12 protein-coding genes and 1 other RNA gene are annotated in these 15577 nt (G+C 49.7%); 8 read left to right on the forward strand and 5 right to left on the reverse strand.

Annotation, left to right across the window (positions count from 1 at the left end; all coding sequences use genetic code 11):
• Positions 1 to 139: 139 nt before the first annotated feature.
• The 3 genes from cysT to HMPREF2696_RS02385 all read left to right on the forward strand — a co-directional run bounded on the left by cysT (position 140) and on the right by HMPREF2696_RS02385 (position 2991).
• Entirely contained in the window at positions 140 to 976 is an 837-nt protein-coding gene (gene cysT, locus HMPREF2696_RS02375; RefSeq protein ID WP_003683475.1) for a sulfate ABC transporter permease subunit CysT, read from the forward strand.
• Between the two features lie 84 nt (positions 977 to 1060).
• Positions 1061 to 1921, forward strand: coding sequence for a sulfate ABC transporter permease subunit CysW (cysW, locus tag HMPREF2696_RS02380; protein ID WP_049336112.1), 861 nt, complete (start codon positions 1061 to 1063; stop codon positions 1919 to 1921).
• Complete coding sequence (locus HMPREF2696_RS02385) at positions 1918 to 2991, forward strand: sulfate/molybdate ABC transporter ATP-binding protein (protein ID WP_049336114.1); 1074 nt, start codon at positions 1918 to 1920, stop codon at positions 2989 to 2991. The genes cysW and HMPREF2696_RS02385 overlap by 4 nt, the downstream gene beginning before the upstream one ends.
• Before the next feature lie 54 nt (positions 2992 to 3045).
• Here the strand turns inward: HMPREF2696_RS02385 and ung are convergent, their stop codons facing one another.
• The gene (ung, locus tag HMPREF2696_RS02390; protein ID WP_049336116.1) at positions 3046 to 3705 is read right to left on the reverse strand and encodes a uracil-DNA glycosylase; all 660 of its coding nucleotides are present in this window, start codon (positions 3703 to 3705) and stop codon (positions 3046 to 3048) included.
• 192 nt (positions 3706 to 3897) lie between these two features.
• Here ung and HMPREF2696_RS02395 point away from each other — a divergent pair, with 192 nt between their 5' ends.
• The 4 genes from HMPREF2696_RS02395 to HMPREF2696_RS02410 all read left to right on the forward strand — a co-directional run bounded on the left by HMPREF2696_RS02395 (position 3898) and on the right by HMPREF2696_RS02410 (position 7557).
• Entirely contained in the window at positions 3898 to 5160 is a 1263-nt protein-coding gene (locus HMPREF2696_RS02395) for a multifunctional CCA addition/repair protein (protein ID WP_004520587.1), read from the forward strand.
• Positions 5160 to 5798: a hypothetical protein gene (locus HMPREF2696_RS02400; protein WP_004520588.1), complete on the forward strand. Its 639-nt coding sequence runs from the start codon at positions 5160 to 5162 to the stop codon at positions 5796 to 5798. Before HMPREF2696_RS02395 ends, HMPREF2696_RS02400 begins: the two co-directional genes overlap by 1 nt.
• Before the next feature lie 62 nt (positions 5799 to 5860).
• Positions 5861 to 6172 carry a hypothetical protein gene (locus HMPREF2696_RS02405; RefSeq protein WP_004520589.1) on the forward strand — a complete coding sequence of 104 codons (312 nt, stop codon included), beginning with the start codon at positions 5861 to 5863 and terminating at the stop codon, positions 6170 to 6172.
• 167 nt (positions 6173 to 6339) lie between these two features.
• The gene (locus HMPREF2696_RS02410) at positions 6340 to 7557 is read left to right on the forward strand and encodes a uracil-xanthine permease family protein (RefSeq protein ID WP_003679234.1); all 1218 of its coding nucleotides are present in this window, start codon (positions 6340 to 6342) and stop codon (positions 7555 to 7557) included.
• 117 nt (positions 7558 to 7674) lie between these two features.
• Here HMPREF2696_RS02410 and ffs read toward each other — a convergent pair.
• Positions 7675 to 7771, reverse strand: an RNA gene (gene ffs, locus HMPREF2696_RS02415) — signal recognition particle sRNA small type.
• Positions 7772 to 8031: 260 nt separating this feature from the next.
• Between ffs and HMPREF2696_RS02420 the strand changes: the two genes are divergently transcribed.
• Entirely contained in the window at positions 8032 to 11865 is a 3834-nt protein-coding gene (locus tag HMPREF2696_RS02420; RefSeq protein WP_049336118.1) for a DUF3683 domain-containing protein, read from the forward strand.
• Between the two features lie 187 nt (positions 11866 to 12052).
• On the opposite strand, the gene HMPREF2696_RS02425 is transcribed toward HMPREF2696_RS02420, so the two are convergent.
• From HMPREF2696_RS02425 to HMPREF2696_RS02435, 3 genes are read right to left on the reverse strand one after another with little or no spacing between them, the layout of a single operon-like run.
• Positions 12053 to 13507 carry a LutB/LldF family L-lactate oxidation iron-sulfur protein gene (locus HMPREF2696_RS02425; RefSeq protein ID WP_049344815.1) on the reverse strand — a complete coding sequence of 485 codons (1455 nt, stop codon included), beginning with the start codon at positions 13505 to 13507 and terminating at the stop codon, positions 12053 to 12055.
• The gene (locus HMPREF2696_RS02430) at positions 13504 to 14205 is read right to left on the reverse strand and encodes a LutC/YkgG family protein (protein WP_049344814.1); all 702 of its coding nucleotides are present in this window, start codon (positions 14203 to 14205) and stop codon (positions 13504 to 13506) included. Before HMPREF2696_RS02430 ends, HMPREF2696_RS02425 begins: the two co-directional genes overlap by 4 nt.
• Complete coding sequence (locus tag HMPREF2696_RS02435; protein WP_049344813.1) at positions 14202 to 14981, reverse strand: (Fe-S)-binding protein; 780 nt, start codon at positions 14979 to 14981, stop codon at positions 14202 to 14204. Before HMPREF2696_RS02435 ends, HMPREF2696_RS02430 begins: the two co-directional genes overlap by 4 nt.
• Positions 14982 to 15577: the final 596 nt, after the last annotated feature.

Below are 15577 nucleotides of genomic sequence, written 5' to 3' on the forward strand. Positions count from 1 at the left end.
CGTCTGAAATTTGGTTTTCAGACGGCCTTTTCATGTCTTCAATATAACAAAATCGTCTTTATACCAAACAAAGCATTCTTTCCAGTTTTCAGACTGCCTTGTTAAAGTAAGCGTGTATTAAATTCTGACGGTTGCCATTATGTTGTTACTCAAAACGCCTTCTGTATTGCCGGGTTTCAAGCTCAGTTTGGGTTTGACGGTTTTATGCCTGTCGCTTTTGGTGGTTTTGCCGTTTGCGATGATGGCGGCCAAAGCAGCAGAAATCGGCTGGAGCGGATTTTGGAACACGATTACCGAACCCAATGTCTTGGCGGCCGTCTGGCTGAGCTTGCGGATGTCGTTTTATGCGATGTTAACCAATATCGTGTTCGGCACGTTGGTCGCCTGGGTATTGGTGCGCTATGAATTTCCGGGCAAAGGGTTGGTAAACGCTTTGGTCGATTTGCCGTTTGCGCTGCCGACAGCGGTAACAGGCATTGCGTTGGCAACCCTGTATGCGCCCAATGGCTGGATAGGCCGTTTTTTCGAGCCTTTGGGTATCAAAATCGCCTTTACGCCCATCGGTATTTGGATTGCGCTGATTGTCGTCAGCCTGCCCTTTATCGTCCGCGCCGTACAACCGGTATTGGAAGAATTGTCGGGCGAGTATGAAGAAGCAGCGGCAACTTTGGGCGCAAGCCGTTGGACTACGTTCCGCCGTGTTCTCTTGCCTGAAATCACACCGGCCTTGTTGACCGGTGCAGGCATGATGTTTGCCCGCTCTACCGGCGAATACGGCTCGGTCATTTTCATCGCGGGCAATATTCCGATGGTGTCTGAAATCCTGCCCTTGATTATTACCGGCAAACTGGAGCAATACGATGCTCAGGGCGCGTCTGCCGTTGCTCTGTTTATGCTGATGATTTCGTTTGTCATCCTGCTGATTTTAAACATTATGCAATGGACTTTGAGCCGCCGTGCCGGAGCGAAGGTTTAACAAACAATAGGCCGTCTGAAACATCAAGCAAACATTTTTTAGACGGCCTAAACGGATACAAGAATAAATAGAGACTTCACTAACATGAAAACCCATTCTACCAATCCAAACCTGAGCGAACCGCGTTGGCTGCGCGTATTGCTGACTGCTACCGCCTTGGGCTTTCTGCTGCTGATGCTGGTCGTGCCTTTGGTTGCCGTATTCTACGAGGCCTTAAAAGGCGGTTGGGATTTATACCTGCAATCCTTGACCGATCCCGAAGCATGGTCTGCCATCAAATTAACCCTGATTACCGCTCTGATTGTTGTTCCTATCAATGCCGTATTGGGTGTGGCGATGGCGTGGCTGTTGACCCGTTTCGACTTTCGCGGCAAGCAGTTGCTGACCACCCTGCTCGATTTGCCGTTTTCCGTATCGCCCGTGGTGGCCGGTTTGATGTTCGTCTTATTGTTCGGCACGCATACGGCATTGGGCGGCTGGCTTGAAGCGCAAGGCATACAGATTATCTTCGCCATCCCCGGCATTATTTTGGCGACGCTGTTCGTTACCTTCCCCTTTGTCGCGCGCGAAATCATTCCTTTAATGCAGGCGCAGGGCGACAGCGAAGAACAGGCCGCGCTAATACTCGGCGCAAGCGGCTGGCAGATGTTTTGGCGCGTTACCCTACCCAACATCAAATGGGCGCTGCTCTACGGCATCATCCTCACCAACGCCCGCGCGATGGGCGAATTCGGCGCGGTCAGCGTGGTATCGGGACACATCCGCGGCGAAACCAACACCATCCCGCTTTTGGTTGAAATCTTCTACAACGAATACAACTTCACCGGCGCATTCGCCCTCTCCGGCGTATTGGCACTTTTAGCCTTGGCCACATTGCTGGTGCAAAACATCATCACAAAATTACAAGACAAAAAACTCGCCGCCGCTGAAAGGAACGCAGCATGAGCATTACTATTCAAAATCTAAACAAACACTTCGGAGCGTTCCACGCGCTGAAAAACATCAACCTCAACGTCCCCACCGGCAAACTCGTTTCCCTGCTCGGCCCATCCGGCTGCGGCAAAACCACGCTCCTGCGCATTATCGCCGGACTGGAAAACGCCGATGGCGGCCAAATTCTCTTTGACGGCCAAGACGTAACCGCCAAGCATGTGCGCGAGCGCAAAGTCGGCTTCGTATTCCAACACTACGCCCTCTTCCGCCACATGAACGTGTTTGACAACGTCGCCTTCGGTTTGACCGTATTGCCCAAGTCCGAACGCCCGTCCAAAGAACAAATCCGCGCCAAAGTCGAAGAATTGCTCAAACTCGTGCAGCTTTCCCAACTCGCCAAATCCTATCCGCACCAGCTCTCCGGCGGCCAACGCCAACGCATCGCCCTCGCCCGCGCCCTCGCCGTCGAACCCAAACTTCTGCTCTTGGACGAACCCTTCGGCGCGCTGGATGCCAAAGTGCGCAAAGAATTGCGCACCTGGCTGCGCGACATCCATCACAACCTAGGCGTAACCAGCATTCTGGTGACGCACGACCAAGAAGAAGCCCTTGAAGTTTCCGACGAAATCGTCGTCATGAACCACGGCAAAATCGAGCAAACCGGCAGTGCCGAAGCCATTTACCGCAAACCTGAAAACGCCTTCGTTACCGAATTTCTCGGCGAAACCGACGCCTTCGAAGGCAGAATCGAAAAAGGCATCTGGCATTACAACGGCTTCGCGTGGAAATTGGACACGCACTACAAATGGCAGGAACAAACCGCTATCGGCTACATCCGTCCGCACGAATGGCAGCTTGCCGCCGAAAACGAAACCCCGATGATCCGCGCCAAAATCGAAAAAATCCACGCCGTCGGCGCATTGACGCATATTGTGGTAAAACACGACAAACAAGACGTGCATATCACGCTGGCAGGCAGCGATGCCGCGCGTTACCAAATCGCCGAAGGCAAAGAATTGAGGCTGATTCCGAAACAGGTTTATGTCTTTTCTCAAAACGAGCTGATTGAATATTCGATTTGAGACTAAAGCATAAGGCCGTCTGAAAATCTGCTTTCAGACGGCCTTTCATCTTATTTAAACCTGCCAATCAATCGGCTCTAAACCATGTGCCTGCAAATAAGCGTTTGCCTGCGAAAAATGTTTGCAGCCAAAAAAGCCGCGATATGCCGATAAAGGCGAAGGGTGCGGCGCGGTCAGCACCAAATGGCGATTGCGGTCGATAAACGCGCCTTTCTTCTGCGCATGGCTGCCCCACAGCATAAAGACTAAATGCTCGCGTTCCTTATCCAATTGTCGGATGACTTCATCGGTAAACGCCTCCCAGCCAAAAGTCGCATGGGAATGCGCTGAACCGGCACGGACAGTCAATACCGTGTTCAACAGCAACACGCCCTGTTCCGCCCAATGCTGCAAATAGCCGTGTTGCGGAATCTGAAAACCCTCAATATCCGTCGCCAACTCTTTATAAATATTGACCAGCGACGGCGGCACCGCAATTTCAGGCTGGACGGAAAACGCCAAACCATGCGCCTGACCCGCACCGTGATACGGGTCTTGCCCTAAAATCACTACCTTTACATTTCCGAATTCAGTCGTCCGAAAGGCATTGAATACATCGCGCTCGGGCGGATAAACGGTTATCCCCGCCTGCCTTTCATGGCGCACCTTCTCCAAAATCGTTTGAAAATACGCCTTTTCTTTTTCCGCACCAATTGCCTCGTGCCAAGTCTGCATTATTTGCCGCTCCGTATTTGAATGGGCTTATTATAAAGGATATGCCGCATAACGATATGGTTTGTTGTCGCCGCAGGACTGAAGATTATCGACAGCAACAAACCTAAAGCGTCATAATAGCGTTCTGACTCAGGCCGTCTGAAAACCCAATACGGCTTTTCAGACGGCCTTTTTATATCGTTCGATTTTTATATGAATACACAAACCATCAAAACCTATCTTGTCGGCGGCGCTGTCCGCGACCATCTTTTAGGCCTGCCCGTCAAAGACCGCGACTGGGTAGTCGTCGGTGCAGATGCGCAAACCATGTTGGCTCAAGGCTATCAACCTGTTGGCAAGGATTTTCCCGTCTTTCTCCACCCGGACAGCCACGAAGAATACGCCCTCGCCCGTACCGAGCGTAAAACTGCCAAAGGCTATGCCGGATTCAGTTTTCATGCCGATAAAGACGTTACGCTGGAACAAGACCTAATGCGCCGCGACCTGACCATCAATTCCATGGCTCAGGATTCAGACGGCACGATCATCGATCCTTTTGGCGGACAACAAGATTTGGCGGCCGGCATCCTGCGCCACGTTTCGCCTGCCTTTGCCGAAGACCCTGTGCGGATTTTGCGTATCGCCCGTTTTGCCGCGCGTTATGGTTTTCAAATTGCCGATGAAACCATGTCGCTGATGCGGCAAATGGTAGAAAACGGCGAAGCGGATGCCTTGGTTGCCGAACGTGTCTGGCAGGAATTGGCCAAAGGCTTGATGGAGAAAAATCCGCGCCGAATGATTGAAGTTTTGCGCGAATGCGGCGCACTCAAAGTTTTACTGCCAGAAGTCGATGCCCTTTTCGGCGTACCGCAACGCGCCGACTATCATCCCGAAATCGACAGCGGTATTCATACGCTGATGGTTGTACAACGAGCCGCCGAGATGAACCTGTCCCTCGCTGAACGCTATGCTGCCTTATTGCACGACTTGGGCAAGGCAAAAACACCGGCCGATATACTGCCGAAACACTACGGACACGACCTTAACGGCGTCGAACCCGTCCGCGAAGTCAATCAACGCCTGCGCGCGCCCAAACACTGCGCCGAGCTTGCCGAACTCGTCTGCCGTTGGCACATCATGCTCCATCAAGTCGGGCAGTTCAAAAGTAAAACTATTTTGAATGTTTTGAAAAAAACCGACGCATTCCGCCGCCCCGAACGTTTTCAGACGGCCTTAAACGTCTGCGTGGCCGACAAACAAGGCCGTCTGAATCTTGAAAACACGCCTTATCCGCAACGTGAACACTGGCTGGCCTTACTTGAGGCCGCCAATCAAGTAGATGCAGGCAAAATTGCCGCCGAGTGCCGCGCACAAGGCAAAGCCCATTTAATTGCCGAACAAATCGATCATGCCCGCTTGGCGCAAATTAGGCCGCTGCAAAAAGCGTATCAGGCTGAAAAAATAGGAGGCTATTGATGGCATCTTCGCGTTATAAAATCGAACGCATGCCCGACGGCATTGCCGTATCTGCTCGTGTTGTACATGACTCGCAGGAAATCGGTTTTACCGCGGTATTTCTTATGTTTTCCTTTGTTCTTACATGCATCGCGCCGTTTTACCTTGAAGAGCACTATTTCACTAATTTAGAAGCCATTCTCATCCCTTTACTTTTTACTTTCTACTTAGTCGGTTCACTTGTTTACGGCCTTCTTTGGCAACTTTTCGGACGTGAAAACATCAAGATCCGTAACCATACGCTGTCTCATGGTTATACCTTGTTTTCCATTGGGCGTTGGCGTAGTTTCCCGTTGTCAGAAATCTCCGAATGGCATTCTCGTGACCATATTCCCCAAGCTCCTGTTGCACAAGGAAGGAAACAGAGGTTGCCAAACGAAAACCTCTACCAAAATGGTATGAAACGAAAAATTCACAATGTCCCCAATATTTTACGTATCCAAAAATGTGTACAAGGTGCATGGTCTTTCGATTATCAGGGAAAAACCATACGTATCGGCGATTTTTTTGATAGCCGCGATTTTCAGGCAGTCAATATTGAATTGAACAGATTTATCCCCACATTCGCCAAAGCCCGTCAACTTAAAGACGCCCTTTGAAACAGCCGACACGATATCCGCTATAATCCGCACCTTAACCATCTTATTTCAACAATAAAATCATGACTATCCAGACCAATTTACTTCACGAAAAAATCAGCAATAAAGATTATCAACGCCTCATTGTCAAACACAGCGAATCTTTCAGCGACGGCGAAATCTGCCTATTGAATGAGATTTTGGAAAAATTTGAATTTGATGTCGTACAGGAACAAGCATTGGCGCAAGCTGTGATGCAGCAGGTGCGCTTCGATCCAAACGACTACCATATCGACAGCGACGATGAAGACACAACCGGCATCTGTCCGCACTGCATCAATCCGCCCATGCCACCCCTGCGCGATTATTTGGTTTGGCGCGAAACACGCGGCTGAAAATTTTCCTAATCGATTTTGATAAGTTATTAACAATTCGCTATCGAATAAGGCCGTCTGAACAGGTGTCATCGTTACATATGTTCAGACGGCCTTTTGTAAATAAATGTTCACAATTAGGATAAATCAGTATAATCTGCGCCATTTGAATTTTCTTCGGAGCTTTTATGAATCAGCTTAAAACGGCGGTAGCCGGTGCGCAGATTTTGTTTGTCGCATTCGGTGCCATGGTGCTTGTGCCGCTTCTGACGGGACTGAACCCGGCTTTGGCATTATTGGGCGCAGGCTTGGGCACTTTGTTGTTCCAATTGGTTACCAAACGTAAAGTGCCGATTTTCCTCGGCTCTTCTTTTGCCTTTATTGCACCGATTATCTACTCCATCGGCGAATGGGGCCTGCCTTCTACCATGTTCGGCCTGTTTGCGGCAGGTTTCATGTACTTTGTCTTTGCCGCGCTAATTAGATGGCGCGGTCTAGATGCGGTACACAAGCTGTTGCCGCCCGTGGTTATCGGTCCGGTGATTATGGTAATCGGTTTGTCCGTGGCCGCTGCAGCCAGCAGCATGGCCATGGGTCAGGCGGATGGAAAACAGGTCATCGACTATATCGACTCGCTGATTCTGTCCGGCTTTACCTTTGCGGTAACCGTCATTGTTTCTGTCTTCGGCAGCAAAATGATGAAGCTGATTCCGATTCTGATCGGCGTGGCTTCAGGCTATGTGTTGGCTTTGATCATGGGCTTGGTCGATACCAGCGCCATCATCAACGCTCCTTGGTTTGCCGTCCCTCATTTTGAAACGCCTCAAGTCAACTGGCAGGCTGCCTTGTTTATGTTGCCCGTTGCCATCGCCCCGGCCATCGAACACATCGGCGGCATTATGGCCATCGGTAATGTAACCGGCAAAAACTACACTAAAGACCCGGGCTTGGACAAAACCCTCGCCGGCGACGGCTTGGGCGTGTGCGTGGCCGGTTTGATCGGCGGCCCGCCTGTGACCACTTACGGTGAAGTGACCGGCGCGGTGATGATTACCAAAAACAGCAACCCCGTTATCATGACTTGGGCGGCAATTTTTGCGATTTTCATGGCATTTTTCGGTAAGTTCAACGCGTTTTTGGCTTCGATTCCTATGCCGGTTATGGGCGGCATTATGTTGCTGCTGTTCGGTACAATCGCCTCTTTGGGCATCAAAACATTGATTGATGCGAAAGTCGATTTGATGCAGCCGAAAAATCTGGTTATCGTCAGTTCCGTATTGACGACAGGTATCGGCGGCATGATTATCAAAGTAGGTACTTTGAGCTTCGCCGGTGTAGGTTTATGCGCCGTATTGGCCATTATCCTGAACTGCGTTTTGCCCAATACAAAATCAGAAGAAGCATAAATAGCTGGCTCATAAACTCAAAGGCCGTCTGAAAATGAGATTTCAGACGGCCTTTTTATTACGCTTTATACAATGAAAAATGCCGGAGACTTAACCATCTCCGGCATTTTTGAATAAGGTGGCGAGCCGAACCCCCGGCACTGGCTCATCAGAGTGGGCTGCTGGCTTCCGCCCCTGACCCGGTGTTCCGAATTACCATGCGGGGAGACCCGCCATAGAAGAAACGCATTATAGCGGTTTTACAGAAAAACTCAAGCGATAAAATCTGTCAGGCCGTCTGAAAATCATTTACATGACAAGATTGTAAACAATATTACCTAGTTGAAAATCATTCCCATTGAAATGTTTATTGTCTTTTCCGTTGAAAAATATCGAAAATTACACTACATTAACACTTTACGCCATCAAGAAGAAATTGCATTTTTCAGACGGCCTTTAATATAAAAACATTACATCCATCAACGGAACACGACCATGACCACGACTACTGCCCCTCAGCGTATTCGAGAAATTCCCTATAACTATACTTCTTATACCGACCGCGAAATCGTCATCCGACTGTTGGGCAACGAAGCGTGGCAAATCCTGCAAGACCTGCGCGGTCAACGCAAAACAGGACGTTCGGCACGAATGCTGTTTGAAGTATTGGGCGATATTTGGGTGGTCGTGCGTAATCCGTATCTGGTCGATGATTTGCTGGAGCATCCGAAACGCCGCGCCGCGCTGGTGCGGGAAATGCGCCACCGCTTAAATGAAATCCGCAAACGCCGCGACGATAATCGGCAAGTGGATGTCTTGGTTGCAGCAGCAGAAAAAGCAGTCGAGCGTTTTGATAGCAGTTTTGATGAAACCAGCCAAAAACGCCATCAAATTTTGGATCGCTTAAGCAAAATTACCAAGCCGCACAATATTATGTTTGACGGATTGGCTCGAGTAACGCACGTTACCGATGCGACTGACTGGCGCGTGGAGTATCCGTTTGTTGTCGTTAATCCTGATACCGAGGCAGAGATCGCGCCTTTGGTGCGCGCTTTAATTGAGTTGGACTTGGTCATTATCCCACGCGGTGGCGGTACCGGCTACACTGGTGGCGCAGTACCTTTAGACGCAAACAGCGCAGTCATCAATACCGAAAAACTCGACAAGCATCGCGGCGTCGAATATGTTGAGCTGGCAGGCTTGGACGGCAGACATCCGATTATCCATTGTGGCGCAGGCGTAGTAACCCGCCGGGTGGAAGAAACCGCGCATCAGGCGGGTTTGGTGTTTGCCGTTGATCCGACTTCCGCCGATGCGTCTTGCGTGGGCGGTAATGTGGCGATGAATGCAGGTGGCAAAAAAGCTGTGCTGTGGGGTACTGCCTTGGACAACCTCGCCTACTGGAACATGATCAACCCTCAAGGCGAATGGTTGCGTATCGAACGCGTTCGCCACAATTTTGGCAAAATCCACGATGAAGAAATCGCCTTGTTTGATGTACATACGTTGGATTCAGACGGCCGCAATATCGTCAATACCAAACGCTTGGAAATCCCCGGCCACAAATTCCGCAAAGTCGGTTTGGGCAAAGACGTTACCGACAAATTCTTGAGCGGTCTGCCCGGCGTGCAGAAAGAAGGCACAGACGGCATCATCACCAGCGTCGCCTTCGTATTGCACAAAATGCCGAAATACACGCGTACTGTATGTATGGAATTTTTCGGTACAGTCGCCACCGCAACGCCTTCCATCGTCGAAATCCGCGATTTCCTGCTTACCCATGAAAGCGTTCGGCTGGCGGGTTTGGAGCATTTAGACTGGCGTTACGTCCGCGCCGTCGGTTATGCCACCAAAGCGGCAGGTAAAGGCCGACCTAAAATGGTCTTGCTGGCAGACGTGGTTTCCGATGACGAAGCCGCCGTACAGGCAGCCGCCGAACACATCTGCAAACTTGCCCGCGCCCGCGACGGCGAAGGCTTTATCGCCATATCTCCAGAAGCGCGCAAAACCTTCTGGCTTGACCGCAGCCGCACCGCCGCCATCGCCAAACATACCAACGCCTTTAAAATCAACGAAGACGTAGTGATTCCGCTGGAGCGGCTCGGTGAGTATTCAGACGGCATCGAGCGCATCAACATTGAGCTTTCCATTCAAAACAAACTCAAACTCTGTGCCGCCTTAGAGCAATATCTGTCCGGCAAACTCCCCATCGACAAAATGGGAACAGACCTGCCAACCGCCGAACTATTGGGCGAACGCGGCAAACACGCCCTAGCCCACGTTTCCGCTGTCAAAGCGCGTTGGGAATGGCTGCTTGCTAACTTAGACGCGCCGCTTGCCGACTATAAAGCACGCTATGGCGCAGCCGTCCACGCTGCGCCCGAAGCCAAAAACAATGAAAGCTGCTTTATTGCCTTCCGCGATTTCCGCCTGCGCGTGTCTGTCAAAGCGGACGTAATGAAGCCGCTTTCTGAAATCTTCAGCGGCAAAACAGATACCAAAATTATCCAAGGCTTGGGCAAAATCCACGCCAAAACCGTACGCAGCCGCGTCTTCGTCGCCCTGCATATGCACGCCGGCGACGGTAACGTTCACACCAATATTCCGGTTAACTCAGACGATGCCGAAATGCTTCAGACGGCCTACCGTTCTGTGGAACGCATCATGAAAATCGCCCGTTCGCTCGGCGGCGTAATTTCCGGCGAACACGGCATCGGCATTACCAAGCTCGAATTCCTGACAGATGAAGATTTGCAACCGTTTTGGAATTACAAAAACCAAGTCGATCCCAAACACACCTTCAACCGTCACAAACTGATGAAAGGCTCGGACCTGCGCAACGCCTATACGCCGTCTTTCGAGCTTTTGGGTGCGGAATCGCTGATTATGGAAAAATCAGACCTCGGCACCATCGCCGATTCCGTCAAAGACTGCCTGCGCTGCGGCAAATGCAAACCTGTTTGCTCTACTCATGTTCCGCGTGCCAACCTACTGTATAGCCCCCGCAACAAAATCCTCGGTGTGGGCTTACTGACCGAAGCCTTCTTATACGAAGAACAAACCCGTCGCGGCGTTTCCGTCAAGCATTTTGAAGAACTGATGGACATCGGCGACCACTGCACCGTGTGCCACCGCTGCGTTAAGCCCTGCCCTGTCAACATCGACTTTGGCGACGTTACCGTAGCCGTCCGCAACTACCTTGCCGATTCCGGCCACAAACGCTTTGCGCCTGCAGCTTCAATGGGTATGGCATTTTTGAACGCCACAGGCCCGAAAACCATTAAAGCCCTTCGCGCCGCCATGATACAGACCGGCTTCCCAGCGCAAAACTTTGCCTACAAAATCGGCAAGCTTCTTCCGATTGGCACTAAAAAGCAAAAAGCCGAACCGAAAGCCACCGTCGGTACCGCCTCAATCAAAGAACAGGTTATCCACTTCATCAACCGTCCTTTGCCGAAAAGCGTGCCTGCTAAAACTCCACGCTCCATGCTGGGTATAGAAGACGACAAGAGTATTCCTATCATCCGCAATCCGGCTTCTCCGGAAGATGCCGAAGCCGTGTTCTACTTCCCCGGCTGCGGCTCTGAGCGCCTGTTCAGCCAAATCGGACTAGCCGTTCAAGCCATGCTCTGGCATGTCGGCGTACAAACCGTCCTGCCGCCGGGCTATATGTGTTGCGGCTATCCGCAAGACGCAGGCGGAAATAAGGCTAAAGCCGAAGAAATGAGCACCAACAACCGCGTGGCTTTCCACCGTATGGCGAACACCCTCAACTACCTCGACATTAAAACCGTCGTCGTCAGTTGCGGTACCTGCTACGACCAACTGGAAAAATACCGTTTTGAAGAAATCTTCCCAGGCTGCCGTATCATCGACATCCATGAATATCTGCTTGAAAAAGGTGTGCAGCTAAACGGCGTACAAGGTCAGCAATACCTCTACCACGACCCTTGCCATACCCCGATCAAAACCATGAATGCCACCCAAATGGCCAGCAGCCTGATGGGACAGAAAGTCGTCTTAAGCGACCGCTGCTGCGGCGAGTCCGGTATGTTTGCCGTCAAACGACCCGACATTGCCACTCAGGTCAAGTTCCGCAAACAAGAGGAAATTGAGAAAAACCTCAAAGAGCTGCCTCAGGGCGAACCCGTCAAAATGCTTACCTCCTGCCCAGCCTGCCTGCAAGGCCTGAGCCGCTACGCCGACGACAACAATATGCCTGCCGACTACATTGTCATCGAAATGGCGAAACACATCCTCGGCGAAAACTGGCTGGATGAGTTTGTAAAAAAAGCCAATAACGGCGGTGTAGAAAAAGTATTGCTCTAAGGACTTAGACAAAAACTTTTGGATGTAATAAAGGCCGTCTGAAAATCTTTCAGACGGCCTTTTTATTCAAAAGAATCAAAATACAATAATCAAATCAAATGCCTTTACAAATAGCGATGCTACACCAGCAGTATTCAATAAAAAATAAAACTTGAGGCTTTTATCCCCCAGGTTTTATTTTCAAGTCTTATGCTTTTTCTTGCTGACGTTTTCTTTCTGCCATCATCTCATGCAATGTTTGCTTGGCAGGTTTCATCGGAACATGGTTATTGGTCCAGCTTAACTGCTTGCTTGGCGTCAATGCACGGAATTTGGTAGCAGCCCAGCCGAATGCTCGATAAGCCTTACTGCCGCTGAAAATGCCGTTAAACGTACGCCACGCCATTTGCTCGCCGAAGGTATGCGATGCGCCTTGACCACGGATAGGATGAGGAACGGTTTCTGTTGGCGAACGTTGCGCTTCAACACGCAGACGTTGCATTTGTTCGGTAATCGGAATGCGTACCGGACAAACCTCAACACAGGCGCCACACATGGTACATGCAGTCGGCAGATCGCGTGTCGCATCCAAGCCTAACAAATGCGGAGAGATAATCTCGCCAATCGGGCCGGGATAAGTCGTACCGTAGGCCGCGCCACCGATACGGGTATAAACCGGACAGTGGTTCATACACGCACCGCAACGGATACATTGCAAGGTACGGCGCATTTGATCTTCTGCATACGCTTGACTACGGCCGTTATCAAGCAGTACCAAGTGCATTTCTTGAGGGCCGTCCAGCTCTTCGCTACGGCGAGGACCGGTAATCATATTAAAATAAGTGGTAATGTTCTGACCGATGGCGGAGCGTGGCAGCAGGCTGTACAAAGGCGGAACATCCGACAGCTTCGCAACCACTTTTTCAATACCGGTAATGGCGATGTGCACAGGCGGTACAGTGGTACTCAAGCGGCCGTTGCCTTCATTTTCGACCAGACACAAAGTGCCCGTTTCAGCAACGGCAAAGTTCACACCGCTCAAACCGACATCGGCAGTGCTGTAAATATCGCGCAATGCTTTACGCGCAAATCCAGTCAACTGGTCTACATCATCTGTTAATGGAGTGCCGAGGTTTTGATGGAAAAGCTCGCTAACCTGCTCTTTGGTTTTATGAATGGCAGGCATCACGATATGGGTTGGTTTCTCGCCGGCCATTTGAACGATAAACTCGCCCAAGTCGCTCTCAATCGCTTTGATGCCTTGATCTTGCAGATAATGGTTCAGCTCAATCTCTTCGCTGACCATAGATTTGCCTTTCACCATCAGCTTACCGTTTTTATCGGTAATGATGTTGTGAATGATTTGGCAGGCTTCGGCAGGTGTTTCTGCCCAGTGGACTTTAACGCCCAACTTGGTCAGGTTTTCTTCCAGCTGTTCCAATAATGCAGGCAATTTGGACAACGAACGTTGACGGACATGCTCACACAAGTCACGCAGGCTTTGCAGCTCTTCTTCATCTGTCAAAACGGCTTTGCGCTTGGTCATCAGCATGTCCATCGCTGTGCGCAAGCTTTTACGCAAAGGTTTGTCTTGCAAAGAAATCGCGGCGTTTTGCTTGAACGTTTCCGGCTTCATATGGAATTTAATGGTTTGGGAACTCATGCTTTTTCCTCCAAATCGGCAGGGGAAATGTGATCAGGCAGAACGGCCAAAACCACCAAATCGCGCGGGCCGTGTGCACCATAGGCCAAAGTCAATTGAATATCAGCAGTCTTAGACGGGCCGGAAATCAAAATAACGTTGGTAGGCATGCCTTTTTCTACCAGTTTTTCGCCTTCAACAGCATTATGTAATTCGTTGTACATTTTGCTGGTGTCAAACAAGCAGAAATGCACAGGCGGAACCAAACTCAGGCTGCGTGGCTCGACAGGACTGGACTCCAGCATAATCGTACCGGTACGGGCAATACCGCATTTAGAGCCGCTAAAACCAGCCTCAATATCGGTAAAGAATTCGTTTTTCCAGTCGTCGATTTTTCGCTCAAAACCACGCGGTTCAATATCGGTATCGGCCAAAGCTGCACGGGCCAGCTGACCATGTTCTGTTTCCAATGGAAGCAGAATGTTTTTCAAGCCCTTGCCTTCGGCGGCTTGACGGAATACTTGCGGCCAGTTGGATTTGGTAACCCAATAGATTTCAGTTTTGACGGCACGCATGGCAGCCGCCCAATGTTTCAAGCGTTCGACATCGTTTGCCCAAGAAACACCCATTTCACGGTAATAATCGAAAACCGGCGGTTCTTCCATCGGCAAGGCATCGGCTTTTTTCAATTTCGCTAAAATATTTTCGCGCGCGCTCATGCTTTACCTCCGGTGCGTTCCAACAGGAAAGATGCAATATGTTTCGGACGTGGCATATTGGGTTCGTCTTTAGCGATTTTGCCGCCAATATTCATCATGCAACCGCAGTCCGCGCTGATGATTTCAGTTGCGCCGGTTTCTTTCAGCGCGGCAACTTTGTCGGTTACCATCGCTCCGGAAATATCGGCTTGTTTCACAGAGAATGTACCGCCAAAACCGCAGCACTCGCTTTCATGGTCGTGAACGATACGTTCAACATTTTCCATGCCGTCGATCAACTGCCAGCCTGACAAATGTACATTCATCTCGCGACGCGCCGCGCAGGAAGTATGAACAGCCACTTTAACCGGCTCGCCTTTATCTTCAGGTTTGTAACCAATCGCCAGCAGGAAGTGGGTAAATTCAATGATACGATTGGCGCAATCAATGGCTTTTTGCTCGTACTCGGTACCTTTGAACAAAGTCGGCCAGTGGTGTTTCATCATGCCGCCGCAAGAACCGGAAGGCACGACAATCGGCCAATTTTCAGGGAATAAATCCAGTTGCGCTTTGGCAACATCAAAGGCTTCTTTAGGATGGCCTGACGAATAGGCCGGTTGACCGCAGCAGCTTTGCTCCATTGGATAATGGACACGGATACCCTGTTGTTCGATTAAAGTAATGGCATCCATGCCTGCTTCAGGCATGAAAAGGTCGAGAACGCAAGTACCGAAGAAATAAGCATCGGTTGGCTTGCTGTCGAATACAGTGATTTGTGGTGGTTTGATTGCGCTCATTTTTTAGAACGGGACAACCCGTTTTCTTGTGTAAAAATAAGATGGATACTTTAAGTAATTGCTTGTAATGGGTCAAGTCTAATTTTAAAAAATAATATTAAAAAAGCATGACAAACCAGACAAACACCTTTTCCTTATTAACTTGATAATCTACATAATAACCACTATCAATAAGAAAACTGATGGATTCATTTTTTAATGAATGAAGCTCGTACATTCTCTCTATTTAAAACACAATAACTGCCTCTTTATAGAATCTTGATTTACATCAGAAGTCATGAACTTAATCTCTATGACTCATTTTTAAACAAAATAAGCGACCCATTATGCTGTACATATGTTTCAGACGGCCATATCTGAATAAAAAGATGTCTAAGATAATAAAAATAAAAGTTTTTCTCACAAGACTCAGGTCGTCTGAAAGATAAGTTCGTCAAAAGGCCGCTTTCCATATGCTCAACCTTACTTTTAATCAAAATCAAACACTTGAAAAATCATCCTTCTTAACCTTGAAAACTCTATGCACACTCAAGCACTTCCAGTATCATTGAGACAGTCTCTTGACGCAAAATTACAGTCTTAGCCGCCCACAATCG

This window comes from Neisseria sp. HMSC058F07, from assembly GCF_001810035.1.
GTDB classification, from domain to species: Bacteria; Pseudomonadota; Gammaproteobacteria; order Burkholderiales; family Neisseriaceae; genus Neisseria; species Neisseria perflava.

What these genes read in the sequence shown, in the direction of transcription:
- cysW (WP_049336112.1), top strand. Translation starts at nt 1,061, where the DNA reads ATGAAAACCCATTCTACCAATCCAAACCTGAGCGAACCGCGTTGGCTG.
- HMPREF2696_RS02405 (WP_004520589.1), top strand. Translation starts at nt 5,861, where the DNA reads ATGACTATCCAGACCAATTTACTTCACGAAAAAATCAGCAATAAAGAT.
- HMPREF2696_RS02430 (WP_049344814.1), bottom strand. Translation starts at nt 14,205, where the DNA reads ATGAGCGCGCGCGAAAATATTTTAGCGAAATTGAAAAAAGCCGATGCC.
- HMPREF2696_RS02435 (WP_049344813.1), bottom strand. Translation starts at nt 14,981, where the DNA reads ATGAGCGCAATCAAACCACCACAAATCACTGTATTCGACAGCAAGCCA.
- HMPREF2696_RS02425 (WP_049344815.1), bottom strand. Translation starts at nt 13,507, where the DNA reads ATGAGTTCCCAAACCATTAAATTCCATATGAAGCCGGAAACGTTCAAG.
- cysT (WP_003683475.1), top strand. Translation starts at nt 140, where the DNA reads ATGTTGTTACTCAAAACGCCTTCTGTATTGCCGGGTTTCAAGCTCAGT.
- HMPREF2696_RS02410 (WP_003679234.1), top strand. Translation starts at nt 6,340, where the DNA reads ATGAATCAGCTTAAAACGGCGGTAGCCGGTGCGCAGATTTTGTTTGTC.
- HMPREF2696_RS02385 (WP_049336114.1), top strand. Translation starts at nt 1,918, where the DNA reads ATGAGCATTACTATTCAAAATCTAAACAAACACTTCGGAGCGTTCCAC.
- HMPREF2696_RS02400 (WP_004520588.1), top strand. Translation starts at nt 5,160, where the DNA reads ATGGCATCTTCGCGTTATAAAATCGAACGCATGCCCGACGGCATTGCC.
- ung (WP_049336116.1), bottom strand. Translation starts at nt 3,705, where the DNA reads ATGCAGACTTGGCACGAGGCAATTGGTGCGGAAAAAGAAAAGGCGTAT.
- HMPREF2696_RS02395 (WP_004520587.1), top strand. Translation starts at nt 3,898, where the DNA reads ATGAATACACAAACCATCAAAACCTATCTTGTCGGCGGCGCTGTCCGC.
- HMPREF2696_RS02420 (WP_049336118.1), top strand. Translation starts at nt 8,032, where the DNA reads ATGACCACGACTACTGCCCCTCAGCGTATTCGAGAAATTCCCTATAAC.